Origin of the sequence: Mesorhizobium escarrei (assembly GCF_935825525.1) — a bacterium.
GTDB classification, from domain to species: domain Bacteria; phylum Pseudomonadota; class Alphaproteobacteria; order Rhizobiales; family Rhizobiaceae; genus Mesorhizobium; species Mesorhizobium escarrei.
In genome coordinates, this window is the sequence record NZ_CAKXZT010000126.1 from 198,513 (window position 1) to 212,348 (window position 13,836).

The following is a 13,836-nucleotide window of genomic DNA, read 5'->3' on the forward strand; positions in this document are numbered from 1 at the left end:
GTCATTTCTTTCCGTGGCTTGGGCGGCTCAAGCTCAATACTCAACTTCCGAATTGCCGAGGAACTCTTCCGAGATGCCTCTCTGGCGGTAGACGTCGACTACCGCGCCGCGATTTTCCGCGTCGATATCGGATTGCTTGCGTGGCCCCAGCAGATCGGTCGGATTTGCCATCTGGGCGGCAAGATTGTTCTGATACGAGCAGCCGAAATCGGCGTGGTGCTTGTTTTCCGAGGTCTGCAGCAGGTCTTCGGGCCAGCGTCCGCATCTGCCGGTCTGCGCCTTCACCGAGACATAGGCGACGCGGATCGGCGCGGACGCTTCAGGCGAAGCCGACTGGTAGGTGGTGATGATGATCCGGTTCCGGCTGATGCCGCTGGCAATCGCAAGCCTGGCGAAATCGCGACCGGCCGCGGCCGCGGCGATCTCGTTGGCCGAACCGCTCGGGATCGAGATCGTCAGGGTCGGAGCGGCGCTCTTGTCATAGCCATCCAGGAAGCCCAGAAGCGTGTCGCGCTGTGACCCGGTCATGCCGCGATCGCCGGCGCCGACCGGAAGGTCGATCTTCTCGTTTTTCTCGGCAATGACGATGGGATGGTTGGTGCGATAGTCGTCCGGAACAGCGCCGACCGTGATGCTGTCCCGGTTGGCGCAGCCCGCCAGCAATGCTGCGACCGCACCCGCCAGGACCGGAAGGACCGGCCGGCAGATCCGCGAACGGCCGGACCGCATTGTCGCGGTGACCGTCCTTGGCTTCAACGCTGACTGAGACATGTCCGCTTCCCCGCTTACTTGTAGATGAAGCCGACAACGCCGTGGTAACGGCCGTTGGGCTTGTCGGTCTGCATGGTGCCGTAGACGCGATTGACACGGCCAAGGAACATGCCGGCGCCGTCGCTTGCGGCATTGAAATTGTCGTCCGGCTTGGCAAGGGCGTTGCGCGTCACCGGCTTGACCAGATATGGCGTGATGATGATGACCAGCTCGGTCTCGTTGCGGACGAAGTCCCGGCTGCGGAACAGCGTGCCGAGCACTGGGATTTTGGTCAGCCCAGGCAGCCCGGCAACCGCCTGCCTGATGTCGTCCCGAACCAGGCCGGCGATCATCATCGAACCGCCGGAAGGCAGTTCAACGGTGGTGTCTGCCAGGCGCTTACGGATCGACAGCAAAGTGGTGCCGGGCAAGTCACCACCCCCTTCGAGCACTGTGGCGCCTTCCGTCGTAGGCTCCGAAACCGACGTCCTCACTTTAAGGCTGATGCGGCCCGCCGAGAGCACGACAGGCTGGAATTCGAGGCCAATTCCATATTCGAGCTTTTCGTTGGTGTAAGTAACCTGGCCCGTTTGATTGTCGGCTGAAACGTTGTTCGTTCGGCTTGTGATGAGATTGAATTCACCGCCGACTTTGAAAGTCGCTTTCTCACCCGAGACTGCGGTCAATGTCGGCTCGGCCAGCGTCTTCATGACACCGCTTTGCTCCATGGCGTTGATGTACGCTTGAAGCGCCGAGGTGCCGATTGAAAGTCCCGAGTTTTGCGACAGTGGCTTTCCCAATCCGTATGCGGGGCTGGTCAGTGCGCTCCAACTGATGCCGTTGCTGCCGCCGTCGCCAATAAGGTTGACGCCGAGCTGCTTCATCACCGAGCGGCTGACTTCGGCCACCGTCACTTTCAGCGTCACCTGGTCGTCGCCGATGATCTGCAGCAGGTTGACGATCTGGCTGACGCGACGCTCGGAATCCGGGTTGTCGATGTCGACACCGGCTTCGGCCGAGCCGCCGGAGGCGGTCTGCGAATACTGTCCCGTGGTCGCTTCACCGCCGGACACGAAGATGGTGGCCAGATCGACCGCGCGCTTGGCATCCAGGGGAGTGTCCACGGTTCCGGTCAGGACGACGTTGTCGTTCAGCAATTCGACCGTGATGCTCGATGACGGTATGAAGCGCCTTATATAGTCTTCTAGTCCGGCGACGTCGCGTTCGACTGCCAGGTCCAGGCTGACGATCTGTTCGCCATTAGGGCCGAAGACGAAGATGTTGGTGTCGCCCACCGCCTTTCCGAAGAGGTAGATGCGCCTGGCGGTGCGGGTCACCGCATCGGCGACCGCCGGGTTGGCGACGAGAATATCGTAGGCATCGCTCGGCAGGTCGATGACCACGGATTTGTTGAGACCGAGCTTGATGCGCTGGGTGGCGGTCGAAGCCGACACCTCGGCGCCTGCCGCATTCGCCTCGACAGGGCCTTGTGCGTTTGGTCCAAGAAGAAACAGGCCGATTGCCGCAGCCAGTGTGACCGGCAGTCCAGCGTTTAGCCTCATTGCCTTGCTCCCACTTCGGACACTTCGCCCGACTTGATCAGGCGCACTGTTCCGCGCCGCCCATTGCCGGAAACGAGATAGTCGGCCTCGCCCAGGTTCTTCTCCTGGGTGTCGGTGATCGACCGCAGCGCTAATGTCAGGCGATCCGCCATCTGCTGGGCGACGGTGATGATTTCCGCCTGCTGCGGAGTCAGTTCCAGGGTGGCGGTCTGGCCGACCCTGGTCCGCTTGCCTTCCTCGTCCTCCTGGATGGTCTGGTCGATCGCCAGGACGCGAATGTTCTTGAGGATGGTCTCGGTCGTAAAACCGCTGCCGCCGCCTGCCGCATCGGCTCTGCGGGTCATGATGACGTCGACGAAATCGTTGGGAAGAATGAAGCCGCCGGCCGACGTGTCGGCCGATACGGCTGTAGCGACGGCCCGCATGCCGGAGGGCAGGATCGATGACATGAAGCTCTGTCCCTCGCCGATCAGCTTGGAGCGCCGCAGCGGCTCACCGGCATACATCGCCACTCGGGCGATGCCGCCTTTCAGCTTCTCCAACGCATCGGGCTCGGCGGCGCGGGTAATGAAATTCGCGTTGACGCCGTCCGCCGGCCAGGACTGCCAGGTGATGTTGTTCTCGAGCGGACTGCCCATCGGAACGTCGCCGGACAGGACAAGCACGTCCTGCAGCGCGACTGCCGGCGCCTCGGGGCCAGAATCGACGATTTGAGGCGGCGGCGCCGCCACCATGTTTTTTGCAACATATCCTGCGCCACCCGCCGCGGCCACCGCCACGCCTAGAATGATCAATCGGGATGCTGGCATCTGTCCGAACCTCGCCTTGGCAAAACCACGTAGCCAAGCCAGACCTTGCAGCGGCAATCGTCAAAACAAGGTTAATTTAATACTTACGATCGTGATTAATTTAAGGTTTACATAAATTTGAGGCATCTGGTCCGGCCAGAAAAAAGGCGGCCAAGCCGCCTGCTTCAACGCCAGATCGAATGTGGAAGGCTGGCCTGACGAGGGAATAATTAGGCCGCCAACCTGGCAAGTGCCCACGCCATCAACGGCGAACCCGGAAAGGTGAGCAGGCCGCCAACGCCAAGCGCGATACCATAGGGAACGCCGGTCGTCTCGTCGGCGAAATGGCGTAAAAACGGATTGTGGCTTGTGACGGCCGCAAGCGGCGATTTCCGATAGACGAGGATGGCGAGCGTCAGCAGGCCACCGAAGAAGGTCGAGACCACGAGATATTCGACGAGATGGATGTTCAGCCCCATCCAGACGGCGCTGGCAGCCAGCAATTTAGCGTCGCCGCCCCCCATGCCGCCGAGCGCGAACAGCCCAAAGGTTACGGCGAGAACCAGGCCACCGGCGGCGAAATGCCAGCCATAGCTTGCCCAGTCCATGCCGGTCAGCGGCGCGACCAGTGCGAAGACGGCCACAAGCAGCACTGGCACGCGATTGGCGATCGTCATCGACAGCATGTCGGAGATCGCGGCGAAAAGCATGCAGAACGGAAAGACGACGAAGATCAGGGCTTCAAGCATCGGCGCGGCGCCTGTGGTCAAACTGTACCTGGCCAAAGCCTAGGCACGTTCGATTAACGATTGATGAGGCCGAAATTTCAAATCGTGCGGCACGATTAGATAAGGGCCGCCGGTGTGGCGGCCCTTATCTGGAAGACAACCGAACGTCGTTGTCTATTTCGGGGTGTTGACCTTGTCCGCGATGTTGGTGAACTTGCCGTTGAGCGCGTTGCCCAGCGAGCCGGCGCCGACCATGATGGCGAGCGCGATGAGAGCGGCGATCAGACCGTATTCGATGGCGGTCGCGCCGGATTCGTCCTTCACAAAACGTGCAATGAGATTAGACATTCGAGAGCTCCTACTCCAGGTGTTACAGCAATTCCGTCAACTTCTCTGGTGGCTGATCGGATGCTGCCAATCTATGGAGAAGCTCTTTCAATCGGCTTAATAAACAGCCTTACCGATTCCTTTCCGGCTTCGATGACATTGCGTGGTTAACCGTGAACTAAGCGACGCCCATGGGCCCGACTGGAACGGCAGGCTGCGAAAGGCGCGATTAGCGATCTGGGAAAGGGGCGGACCGCTCCAGGCGATAAGGTGCCGAGCCCGACGTTTTGACGGCCCTCCTCCGCTTAACCGTTGGTTCACCAATGTCGTTCATGTTCCGTTGAGCAATTTGCCGCTGTGGAGCGCTTCAATGACCGGGCCGAGATCGTCCTTTCCGATTGCAGCACTTCTTGCCGCCACGGCTCTTGTCGTGCCGGCCAAGGCCGGCGCCGGCATCGAGGTCACGATGCACCAGGCAAAGATCGTCAAACTGTCGCGCGCCGCCGATACGATCGTCGTCGGCAATCCGGCGATCGCCGACGCCTCGGTGCAGGATGCTTCGACGATCGTGCTGACGGGCAAGGGCTTCGGCGTCACCAATCTCGTCGTCCTCGATCAAGAGGGTCGTCCGATCGTCGACGAGCAGATCACCGTCGTGCGACAGGGCGCGTCGTCGGTGCGCATCTATCGACGTGCCGAAATACAGACCATGTCCTGTACGCCGTATTGCGAAAGCTCGTACAAAAGCGATGCGGAGAAGGCCTCGGAAGCCGAGATGAGCGCCGGCCAGTAAGCGACCCGACTGTTTCGTCTCGCCGAAAATGCCGCTTCGGTTATCGGCCTGTTAAAACCTTCCCGTCGAATTTAACGATCATCCAAACCGCACTTCAATGGGTTTGCGCTAATGTTGCCTCCGACACCCCCTCAGGGATTGGCAGGCACGAGACATGAGCAAAGCAGGACGATCAAGCCTTTCCACGCGCTTCCTTGCCGACCGGCGCGGCAGCACGGCTCTGGAGTTCGCGATGCTTGCGGTGCCGTTTGCGCTCCTCGTCTTTGCCATACTGGAGAGCTGCATTTCATTTGCCGGGCAAGAGGTGATGGCCAATATTACCGACGATGTCGCGCGCCAGCTACGAACGGGCCAGGTAAGGCAGGCCAACGTAACCGAGGCCACGCTGAAGACCATGATCTGCACCCGGCTGGAGATCATGGTCGCCAAGGACTGCCCCGGATTGGAAGTGGATCTGCGCGCCTATCCGAGCTTCGCCGCCGCAGCCCAGGCGGGCTTCAAGATCCAAGACGGCGAAATCGCGCTGACCGGCACGACTCCCGCGACTTTTACGGTATCCCCAGGCTTGGCTGAATCGATAAACATGCTGCGGGTTTTTTACAAATGGCCCGTCATGACCGATTTCATGGCCAAGTCGATGGCCAATCTGAAAGACGGCAACACGCTGCATTTCGCATCGATGACCTGGAAGAACGAGCCGTTCGACGACTGAAAACGCAAACCGCTGGGTGGGAAAAGGACGATAGCATGGGGCGTGCGGGGGCACACATGAGGACCGCTGGGATCTGCGCGAAAGCCATCCGGTTCTGCCGTGATCGCCGCGGTGTCGCGGCGGTTGAGTTTGCCTTTATCGTGCCCGTCCTGCTGATCATGTACTTCTTGACCATGGAAGCCTCGCAAGCCATCGAGACCAGCAAGAAAGTCAGTCGCATCGGCAGCATGGTGGCGGATCTCGTTACCCAGCAGCAGGCCATCACGCCAGCCGAACTCGATGCGATCATGCAGATCGGCAACTCCACCCTTCAGCCGTACAACCGATCGACCCCGGAAATCATCATCACCGCAATAGAGGTCACGAATGAACCGACGCCGAAGGTGCTGGTCGTTTGGTCACGCAAGATGGTCGGCGGCGCCTTCAGCGCCGGCGCCGCCAAAAACTCCGTCACCACGGTTGCACCGACGCTCAACGTCAAGGGCACGTTTCTCATTCGCGTCGAAAGCAATCTCGCATACGAGCCGATCATCACCTGGTCGGCGGACAGTGAACAGCGGCTTGGCTTCAGTTCGGCTTTCAACTCGATATCGATGGGCGAAACTTATTATCTCAGGCCCCGCAGGAGCCCGACCATTGATTGCAGCACTTGCTAAAAGACTCCGATCCTCGGGTCTTTGCCTGACACCAGGCGAACGATGGCCGCGGACGCCTTCAACGCATGTCGCATGTGAGTTCCCGCTCGTTTCTTCGTCGATCCACGCCGATGCCGGCCATATCTCAACTGTCGCGCCCGGTCGTGCACACAGCGCTGGTTCCGAATTGCCAATGGCGGCGCGGCCGCCTATGTCTGGGCAGACAGACAAACGATAGTAATGAATCCCTGCGATGGCGCGCGCCTTCCTTTTTGTTCTCGATTCCTTCGGCATCGGCGGCGCGGCCGACGCCGAGCGCTATGGCGACACCGGTTCCAACACGTTCGGACACATCGCTGAAGCCTGCGCGGAAGGCCGGGCGGATCGCGAGGGGCTGCGCAGGGGCCCGCTTTTCATACCCAACATGCTCTCGCTCGGTCTGGGCCACGCGGCGAAAACCGCGACAGGATTCTGCTTCGACACCGGCGGCAAGGTCCAGCTTGCCTCCGCCTTGCACGGCGCGGCGCAGGAGATTTCGAGCGGCAAGGACACGCCGTCAGGCCATTGGGAAATCGCCGCCCTGCCGGTCCGCTTCGACTGGGGCTATTTCCCGGACATGGTTCCCGCCTTTCCGGCCGACCTGACCGAGGCGATCATTCGCGAAGGAGAGGTGCCGGGCATTCTTGGCAATTGCCATGCTCCGGGCACCGAGATCATCGAGCGGTACGGCGAGGAGCATGTCCGCACCGGCAAGCCGATCTGCTACACTTCGGTCGACTCCGTCCTGCAGATCGCCGCGCATGAAGTTCACTTCGGCCTGGAACGGCTATACGAATTCTGCAAGGTGGTGCGCAGGCTGGTCGATCCGCTGAACATCGGACGGGTGATCGCGCGGCCTTTCATTGGGGAAGCCGCCGCCAGCTTCGAACGGACGCACAACCGCCGGGACTATTCGGTGCCGCCGCCCGAACCGACCCTGCTCGACCGGCTGACGGCGCGCGGCAGCCGGGTCATCGCGGTCGGCAAGATCGGCGACATCTTCGCCCATCGCGGCATTTCGGAAGTGCGCAAGGCCGCCGGCAACATGGCGATGTTCGACAAGGCGCTCGGCGCGATGGATGACGCGGGCGACGGCGATCTCGTCTTCGCCAATTTCGTCGATTTCGACACCGAGTTCGGCCATCGGCGCGACGTTGCCGGCTATGCCGCCGCGCTCGAGGCCTTCGACCGGAGGCTGCCGGAGGCGCTTGCACGGCTCAAGGCAGGCGACCTTCTCATCCTCACAGCCGATCATGGCAACGATCCGACCTGGCACGGCACCGATCATACGCGCGAACGCATTCCGGTGATCGGCACCGGACCAGGCTTTGGCGGCGACATCGGGCTTCGAACGACGTTCGCCGACATCGGTGAAACCGTCGCCGAGCATCTTGGTTTGGGACGCGGCCGTCACGGCACCTCGTTCTATGCAGAGATAGGTGGCCATGCCCGAGTTGCCTGAGGTCGAAACGGTGCGGCGGGGCCTGCAGCCGGTTCTGGAAGGCGCCCGCATCGCCCGCGTCGAGGCGCGCCGGCCCGATTTGCGCTTTCCGTTTCCCGAAAAATTCCTGGAGAGGCTGACCGGCAAGACGATTACGGCGCTCGGCCGCCGGGCCAAATACCTGACGATGCATCTCGAAGGCGGTCCGGTGCTGATCTGTCATCTCGGCATGTCGGGTTCGTTCCGCATCGAAACGACCGATGACATGCCCGATAACGGCGAAATGTTGGGCGCGTTCTATCACGAGCGCCCGAAGAGCGCGGTGCACGACCATGTCGTCTTCCATATCGTCTCTCCCGAAGGCGCCCGGTCCCGGGTGACCTTCAACGATCCGCGCCGTTTCGGCTTCATGCTGTTTTCGGAAGGGACGCCTGACACGCATCCGATGCTGGCGGGGCTTGGCGTCGAGCCGACAGGCAATGCGTTGGACGGCGAGCTGCTCGCCTCGCTGCTGAAAGGCCGGAAGTCGCCGCTAAAGGCAGCACTTCTCGATCAGCGGCTGATCGCCGGGCTCGGCAATATCTATGTGTCGGAGGCGCTGTGGCGCGCCGGCCTGTCGCCGTTACGCGAGGCGGGCACCATCGCAAAGCCTGGAAAGAAGGCCAAACAGCAGCGCGACGCTCTGGCCGAAGCAATCCGCGCGGTGATCGCCGATGCGATCGCCGCCGGTGGATCGTCGCTGCGCGACTACGTGCAGACTGACGGGTCTCTGGGCTATTTCCAGCATTCGTTCGCGGTCTATGATCGCGAGGGCGGGGCCTGCTCCAAGCACGGCTGCGGCGGCCATATAGAGCGCATCGTGCAAAGCGGGCGTTCCACCTTCTATTGCCGGACCTGTCAGTTGTGAGCTAGGTGCGGGTGTGACTTAGGTGCGGGTGTGAGCCAGGTGCCAGGGTGTGAGCTGGATGCCGAGTGTGGGACGCCTGATGTAAGCTAGACGACCGAGTGAGGAGATACAGTCATGGCCTATGAAACGATTATCGTGGAAACCCGCGGCAAGGTCGGGCTGATCACGCTGAACCGGCCGAAGGCGCTCAATGCGCTGAACTCGCAGGTCCTGGCGGAATTGGTCGCGGCCGTGAACGGCTTCTGCGCGAATGCCGACATCGGCGCGATGGTCATCACTGGCTCCGAAAAAGCCTTCGCGGCAGGTGCGGACATCAAGGAAATGCAGGCGATCTCCTTTGTCGACGCCTATGTGCAGGATTTCTTTGTCGGCTGGGAAGAGCTCACCCGGGCGCGCAAGCCTGTCATCGCGGCGGTGGCCGGCTATGCGCTCGGCGGCGGCTGCGAATTGGCGATGATGTGCGATTTCATCATCGCCGCTGACAACGCCAAGTTCGGCCAGCCCGAGATCACGCTCGGCGTCATGCCGGGCATGGGCGGATCGCAGCGCCTGACCCGTTTCGTCGGCAAGTCGAAGGCGATGGACATGTGCCTGACCGGACGGATGATGGATGCGGCGGAAGCCGAGCGTTGCGGCCTGGTGTCGCGTGTCGTGCCCGCCGGCGAGCTGCTCGAGGAGGCGTTGAAGGCGGCGGCCAAGATAGCCGATTTTTCGCTGCCGTCGGTGATGATGGCGAAAGAGGCCGTCAACCGCGCCTATGAAACCACACTGGCCGAGGGGCTGCGGTTCGAGCGCCGGCTGTTTCACTCACTGTTTGCGCTCGATGACCAGAAGGAAGGCATGGCGGCCTTTGTCGAGAAGCGGAAGCCAAATTTCTCGAACCGATAGATCGTGACGACACCGGCCAGAAGCGAGCGACGGCAGCGGCCAAAAAGAAAGCGAAGCAGCGTTGACGCACCGGAAAAGCTGAACTATAAGCCGCACCAACCGAGGCGGCCCTGTGGCTGCCCGTTTGTTTTTTGCGCCTTGCGGCATCCCGCATGCGCCCACCAGATCAGAAGAGAGGCATCATGGCCAATACCTCCTCGGCCAAAAAGGCAACGCGCAAGATCGCCCGCCGCACGGCGATCAACAAGAACCGCCGCTCGCGCGTGCGGACCTACATCCGCCAGGTCGAAGAGGCGCTCGCCTCGGGCGACAAGGCTGCCGCGCAGGCTGCTTTCAAGGTGGCTGAGCCGGAATTGATGCGCGCCGCGAGCAAGGGCGTGGTGCACAAGAATACGGCATCCCGCAAGGTGTCGCGCTTGGCCCAGCGACTCAAGGTGTTGTCGGCCTAATATACCTTTATTAAACTTGTCGTTTTCAGACCCGGCCGCTCGTGCCGGGTTTTTTCGTTTGCCGGCAAGTACTTAAAAAGAAAGCCCGCAAGCAACACTCCGCACGATTTCGAAGTTCGAAATGCTTTGCCGGCATATACATGCCGGCTGACAGGCGCAGCCGCTGAAAGCGTTCGCGGCGAAAATATCAACAGTCAAAAATCACCTTTATTTTTCAAAAGGTTGCGGACGGTCATCCACAGCTTGTTCACATCGGGTGCGGGGGATGGGGGACAATTGCCTGTCAAGAAAATTATTTCATAAAATTTCGTGCGAGGCGGCCTTTTTCATATTCGCCGGAAAAGGGTTTGAATCACAATGGGTTTGTCAAAACAAGCCAGTGCAACGCAGGCTCCGAACCCGTTTGCGCTAACCACATTCCTTAAAAATCCGTTAGTCGTGGCCTTGCCCTATCCACAGCGATTTCGCTAAGGTCTGTCTATCGAGAGGGACGGGCGGTTGGCCCTTAACCCAGCCTGAATCGGCCAGCACAAAAGTGGCAGAATTCATGACGTGGATCATCTCCGCGTACGGGTTTGGTTTGCCTTTTCGATACGGTAGGGGAATGGCGTAATTGTACATGGCAGATCAATGACGCGCCGGCGTTTCGCCGGGCGGAATTGTATTGCCCTGACATGACCAAAGCGGGCTGGCTCCGAGGAGCCGGCGCCGGTTCCCGGACAATGAGGCGACATCATCTGCCGGCGGCGGCGATGGTGTCGCTGCGAGGACACGGTCGCCGGAAACATGGATGCAGGAGGCGCATTCCCGGCGGAAAAAGGTACAAAAGGACAAGGAACTCGATCATGCAGAGCGGCATCGAAAGGGAGCTTACGGGCGACCTCCCATTCCCTGGGACCGTAACCGGAGGGGACGCTATGTCGGCTTCCATCGACGCGGAACAAAAGTTCGACCGGGTCAAGGCTCAGTTGAAGGCGCGTCTGGGAACCGAAGTCTATTCGAGCTGGTTCGGACGCATGAAGGTCGCCGAGGCGTCCCGGGGCATTGTCCGCATCTCGGTGCCCACCGCCTTCCTGCGCTCGTGGATCAACGGCCACTACCTCGACCTCATCGCCGAGCTGTGGAAACACGAGGATCCTGAAATCCTCAAGATCGAGATCGTCGTGCGCACCGCTACCCGTCCGGGGCGCAACGGCGTCGAGCCCGAAGTGGCCCCGGCGCGCAAGATGACCAGGCAAGCGCAAACGGCGCTGGCCGCGGGAACAGCGGGCCCAGGCAGGGTGGAGCGAGTACCGGCACCTCGCCCGGGAATGCCTGCCGAGACCGAGTTCCGGCACAATGTGCTCGGCTCGCCGCTCGACCCGCGCTACACGTTCGGCTCCTTCATCGAAGGACCGTCGAACCGGGTGGCCTTCGCCGCCGCCAAAGCGGTGGCGGAATCGCAGTCGAGCGCGGTGCGCTTCAATCCGCTTTTTCTGCACGCGACGGTGGGGCTGGGCAAGACGCACCTGCTGCAGGCGATCGCGGCGGAATCGCTGAAGCAGAATCCGAAGTCGCGCGTCGTCTACCTCACGGCCGAATATTTCATGTGGCGGTTTGCCACCGCGATCCGCGACAACAACGCGCTGACGCTGAAGGAACAGTTGCGCGACATCGACCTCCTCATCATCGACGACATGCAGTTCCTGCAAGGCAAGTCGATCCAGCATGAATTCTGCCATCTGATCAACATGCTGCTCGACAGCGCCAAGCAGGTGGTGGTCGCCGCCGACCGGCCGCCGTCGGAACTGGAATCGCTGGAGCCCCGCGTCCGCTCGCGCCTCAACGGCGGCGTCGCGCTCGAAATGTCGGCGCCGGATTTCGCCATGCGGATCGGCATGCTCAAGCTGCGCCTTGCCACCGCCAAGGCCGACGACGCATCGCTCGACATCTCGGAGGAGATCCTCAACCATGTCGCTCGCACGGTGACCGGCAGCGGGCGCGAACTTGAAGGTGCGTTCAACCAGCTTCTGTTCCGCCAGTCGTTCGAACCGCAGATCACCATCGACCGCATCGACGAGATCCTCGGCCACATCTATCGTTCCGGCGAGCCGAAGCGGGTGCGCATCGAGGACATCCAGCGCATCGTCGCGCGCCACTACAATGTGTCGAAGACGGAACTTCTGTCCAACCGGCGCACCCGCACCATCGTCAAGCCGCGGCAGGTCGCGATGTACCTGTCGAAGGTGATGACACCGCGCTCCTTGCCGGAAATCGGACGGCGTTTCGGTGGCCGCGACCATACGACGGTATTGCATGCCGTGCGCAAGATCGAGGATCTTTCGGGCGTCGACAACACGCTGGCGCAGGAGCTCGAATTGCTGAGAAGACTGATCAACGATCAGGCCTGACCGGCCCGGACGGCTGTGACGCGCTTGAAATTGTTGTTTTATGCACGTCGTTGCCGCAACACCGCTGCGCACCCTTGGGTCAGGCCGAGGGCATGCTTTTGGGCGACAAGCATTGGCTTGCGGGCTTCGCCAATTTATCCCAAGAAAGCCCGCGTAACCGGCCCGAACCCGCAGCGCGGGCTTGCGTTTACAGGTTTTTTCCTGTCAGTTTGTGCAGATTCTGAGCCTGTTCAGACCTTTCGCGGGTTGCCGCTTGCCGGAGACCCGCTCATTCATTCAAGTGAGCCTGTTTCGTCATGCGTGTTATCCTGGAACGGTCAAATCTCCTGAAGTCGCTCAACCATGTTCATCGCGTGGTCGAGCGGCGCAACACCATACCGATCCTGTCGAACGTGCTGTTGAGCGCCGAAGGCGCCACCCTTGAAATGAAGGCGACCGACCTCGATCTGGAGGTTACCGAAGCCACGCCCGCCAAGGTCGAGCGCGGCGGGGCGACCACGGTTCCGGCGCATCTGCTCTACGACATCGTGCGCAAGCTCGCCGACGGCGCGGAGGTCATGCTGAAGACCGACGAGGACGGCAACGCCATGACGGTGACCTCGGGCCGCTCGAGCTTTCGCCTCCAATGCCTGCCGCAATCCGATTTCCCGGAGCTTTCGGCTGGATCGTTCTCGCACATCTTCCGGCTCGATTCGGTCGCGCTCAAGGGACTGATCGAGAAGACCCAATTCGCCATCTCCACCGAAGAGACGCGCTACTACCTGAACGGCATCTACCTGCACACGCATGACGCCGACGGCAAGCTGAAGCTGCGCTCGGTAGCGACCGACGGCCATCGGCTGGCGCGCGCCGAGATCGACGCGCCGGCAGGATCCGAAGGCATGCCGGGCATCATCATTCCGCGCAAGACGGTCAGCGAATTGCAAAAGCTCGTCGATGACCCTGATATCGCCGTGACCACCGAATTGTCCGACACCAAGATCCGCTTCACCATCGGCAGTGTCGTTTTGACCTCGAAGCTGATCGACGGCACCTTCCCGGACTATCAGCGGGTGATCCCGACCGGCAACGACAAGAAGCTGATCATCGACCGCCAGAGTTTCGCCGCCGCCGTCGACCGCGTCTCGACCATTTCGTCCGAACGCGGCCGGGCGGTGAAGCTTTCGATTGGAGAAGGCCAGGTCACGCTTGCAGTCAACAATCCGGATTCGGGCAGCGCCACCGAGGAACTGGCCGCGGACTATTCGTCCGACGCGATCGAAATCGGCTTCAACGCCAAGTATCTGCTCGACGTCGCCGCCCAGTTGACCGGCACCGAGGCAAAATTCATGCTGGCGGATGCCGGCTCGCCAACGCTGATCCACGACATGGCCGACGAAACCACGCTTTACGTGCTGATGCCAATGCGGGTATAGGCCGGAACGAGG

The 13,836-nt window shown here is 61.2% G+C and carries 14 protein-coding genes; 9 read left to right on the plus strand and 5 right to left on the minus strand.

All coding sequences use genetic code 11. The annotated features are described in order from the left end of the window. Positions 1–33: 33 nt before the first annotated feature. From NMG80_RS16715 to NMG80_RS16735, 5 genes are all read right to left on the minus strand, one after another. The gene (locus NMG80_RS16715) at positions 34–771 is read right to left on the minus strand and encodes a CpaD family pilus assembly protein (RefSeq protein WP_254019094.1); all 738 of its coding nucleotides are present in this window, start codon (positions 769–771) and stop codon (positions 34–36) included. Between the two features lie 14 nt (positions 772–785). Continuing rightward, positions 786–2,312: a type II and III secretion system protein family protein gene (locus NMG80_RS16720; protein WP_254019095.1), complete on the minus strand. Its 1,527-nt coding sequence runs from the start codon at positions 2,310–2,312 to the stop codon at positions 786–788. Then, on the minus strand, positions 2,309–3,121 hold the full coding sequence (cpaB, locus tag NMG80_RS16725; RefSeq protein ID WP_254019096.1) for a Flp pilus assembly protein CpaB: 813 nt from the start codon (positions 3,119–3,121) through the stop codon (positions 2,309–2,311). The genes NMG80_RS16720 and cpaB overlap by 4 nt, the downstream gene beginning before the upstream one ends. Positions 3,122–3,330: 209 nt before the next feature. Next, positions 3,331–3,849: an A24 family peptidase gene (locus NMG80_RS16730; protein ID WP_254019097.1), complete on the minus strand. Its 519-nt coding sequence runs from the start codon at positions 3,847–3,849 to the stop codon at positions 3,331–3,333. Between the two features lie 153 nt (positions 3,850–4,002). After that, positions 4,003–4,176: a Flp family type IVb pilin gene (locus tag NMG80_RS16735; RefSeq protein WP_254019098.1), complete on the minus strand. Its 174-nt coding sequence runs from the start codon at positions 4,174–4,176 to the stop codon at positions 4,003–4,005. A 349-nt stretch (positions 4,177–4,525) separates the two neighbouring features. On the opposite strand from NMG80_RS16735, the gene NMG80_RS16740 reads away from it, so the two are divergent. The 9 genes from NMG80_RS16740 to dnaN all read left to right on the plus strand — a co-directional run bounded on the left by NMG80_RS16740 (position 4,526) and on the right by dnaN (position 13,824). Continuing rightward, positions 4,526–4,948 (plus strand): pilus assembly protein N-terminal domain-containing protein, encoded by a 423-nt coding sequence (locus NMG80_RS16740; RefSeq protein WP_254019099.1) that lies wholly within the window; start codon positions 4,526–4,528, stop codon positions 4,946–4,948. A gap of 154 nt (positions 4,949–5,102) precedes the next feature. Beyond that, complete coding sequence (locus NMG80_RS16745; RefSeq protein WP_254019100.1) at positions 5,103–5,660, plus strand: TadE/TadG family type IV pilus assembly protein; 558 nt, start codon at positions 5,103–5,105, stop codon at positions 5,658–5,660. Positions 5,661–5,695: 35 nt separating this feature from the next. After that, the gene (locus NMG80_RS16750) at positions 5,696–6,316 is read left to right on the plus strand and encodes a TadE/TadG family type IV pilus assembly protein (RefSeq protein WP_254019215.1); all 621 of its coding nucleotides are present in this window, start codon (positions 5,696–5,698) and stop codon (positions 6,314–6,316) included. 232 nt (positions 6,317–6,548) lie between these two features. After that, positions 6,549–7,796 carry a phosphopentomutase gene (locus NMG80_RS16755; protein ID WP_254019101.1) on the plus strand — a complete coding sequence of 416 codons (1,248 nt, stop codon included), beginning with the start codon at positions 6,549–6,551 and terminating at the stop codon, positions 7,794–7,796. Continuing rightward, positions 7,780–8,682 (plus strand): bifunctional DNA-formamidopyrimidine glycosylase/DNA-(apurinic or apyrimidinic site) lyase, encoded by a 903-nt coding sequence (gene mutM / locus NMG80_RS16760; RefSeq protein WP_254019102.1) that lies wholly within the window; start codon positions 7,780–7,782, stop codon positions 8,680–8,682. The genes NMG80_RS16755 and mutM overlap by 17 nt, the downstream gene beginning before the upstream one ends. 114 nt (positions 8,683–8,796) lie before the next feature. Then, on the plus strand, positions 8,797–9,570 hold the full coding sequence (locus NMG80_RS16765; RefSeq protein WP_254019103.1) for an enoyl-CoA hydratase: 774 nt from the start codon (positions 8,797–8,799) through the stop codon (positions 9,568–9,570). Positions 9,571–9,752: 182 nt separating this feature from the next. Next, the gene (rpsT, locus tag NMG80_RS16770; protein ID WP_023802137.1) at positions 9,753–10,019 is read left to right on the plus strand and encodes a 30S ribosomal protein S20; all 267 of its coding nucleotides are present in this window, start codon (positions 9,753–9,755) and stop codon (positions 10,017–10,019) included. Between the two features lie 917 nt (positions 10,020–10,936). Next, positions 10,937–12,409: a chromosomal replication initiator protein DnaA gene (gene dnaA, locus NMG80_RS16775; protein ID WP_254019104.1), complete on the plus strand. Its 1,473-nt coding sequence runs from the start codon at positions 10,937–10,939 to the stop codon at positions 12,407–12,409. A 296-nt stretch (positions 12,410–12,705) separates the two neighbouring features. Continuing rightward, positions 12,706–13,824, plus strand: a complete 1,119-nt coding sequence (gene dnaN, locus NMG80_RS16780) for a DNA polymerase III subunit beta (protein ID WP_023802134.1) — start codon at positions 12,706–12,708, stop codon at positions 13,822–13,824. Positions 13,825–13,836 lie beyond the last annotated feature (12 nt).

Excerpts from the sequence above, each read along its gene's own strand:
- NMG80_RS16715 (WP_254019094.1), bottom strand. The coding sequence starts at position 771 with ATGTCTCAGTCAGCGTTGAAGCCAAGGACGGTCACCGCGACAATGCGG.
- NMG80_RS16720 (WP_254019095.1), bottom strand. The coding sequence starts at position 2,312 with ATGAGGCTAAACGCTGGACTGCCGGTCACACTGGCTGCGGCAATCGGC.
- cpaB (WP_254019096.1), bottom strand. The coding sequence starts at position 3,121 with ATGCCAGCATCCCGATTGATCATTCTAGGCGTGGCGGTGGCCGCGGCG.
- NMG80_RS16730 (WP_254019097.1), bottom strand. The coding sequence starts at position 3,849 with ATGCTTGAAGCCCTGATCTTCGTCGTCTTTCCGTTCTGCATGCTTTTC.
- NMG80_RS16735 (WP_254019098.1), bottom strand. The coding sequence starts at position 4,176 with ATGTCTAATCTCATTGCACGTTTTGTGAAGGACGAATCCGGCGCGACC.
- NMG80_RS16740 (WP_254019099.1), top strand. The coding sequence starts at position 4,526 with ATGACCGGGCCGAGATCGTCCTTTCCGATTGCAGCACTTCTTGCCGCC.
- NMG80_RS16745 (WP_254019100.1), top strand. The coding sequence starts at position 5,103 with ATGAGCAAAGCAGGACGATCAAGCCTTTCCACGCGCTTCCTTGCCGAC.
- NMG80_RS16750 (WP_254019215.1), top strand. The coding sequence starts at position 5,696 with ATGGGGCGTGCGGGGGCACACATGAGGACCGCTGGGATCTGCGCGAAA.
- NMG80_RS16755 (WP_254019101.1), top strand. The coding sequence starts at position 6,549 with ATGGCGCGCGCCTTCCTTTTTGTTCTCGATTCCTTCGGCATCGGCGGC.
- mutM (WP_254019102.1), top strand. The coding sequence starts at position 7,780 with ATGCCCGAGTTGCCTGAGGTCGAAACGGTGCGGCGGGGCCTGCAGCCG.
- NMG80_RS16765 (WP_254019103.1), top strand. The coding sequence starts at position 8,797 with ATGGCCTATGAAACGATTATCGTGGAAACCCGCGGCAAGGTCGGGCTG.
- rpsT (WP_023802137.1), top strand. The coding sequence starts at position 9,753 with ATGGCCAATACCTCCTCGGCCAAAAAGGCAACGCGCAAGATCGCCCGC.
- dnaA (WP_254019104.1), top strand. The coding sequence starts at position 10,937 with ATGTCGGCTTCCATCGACGCGGAACAAAAGTTCGACCGGGTCAAGGCT.
- dnaN (WP_023802134.1), top strand. The coding sequence starts at position 12,706 with ATGCGTGTTATCCTGGAACGGTCAAATCTCCTGAAGTCGCTCAACCAT.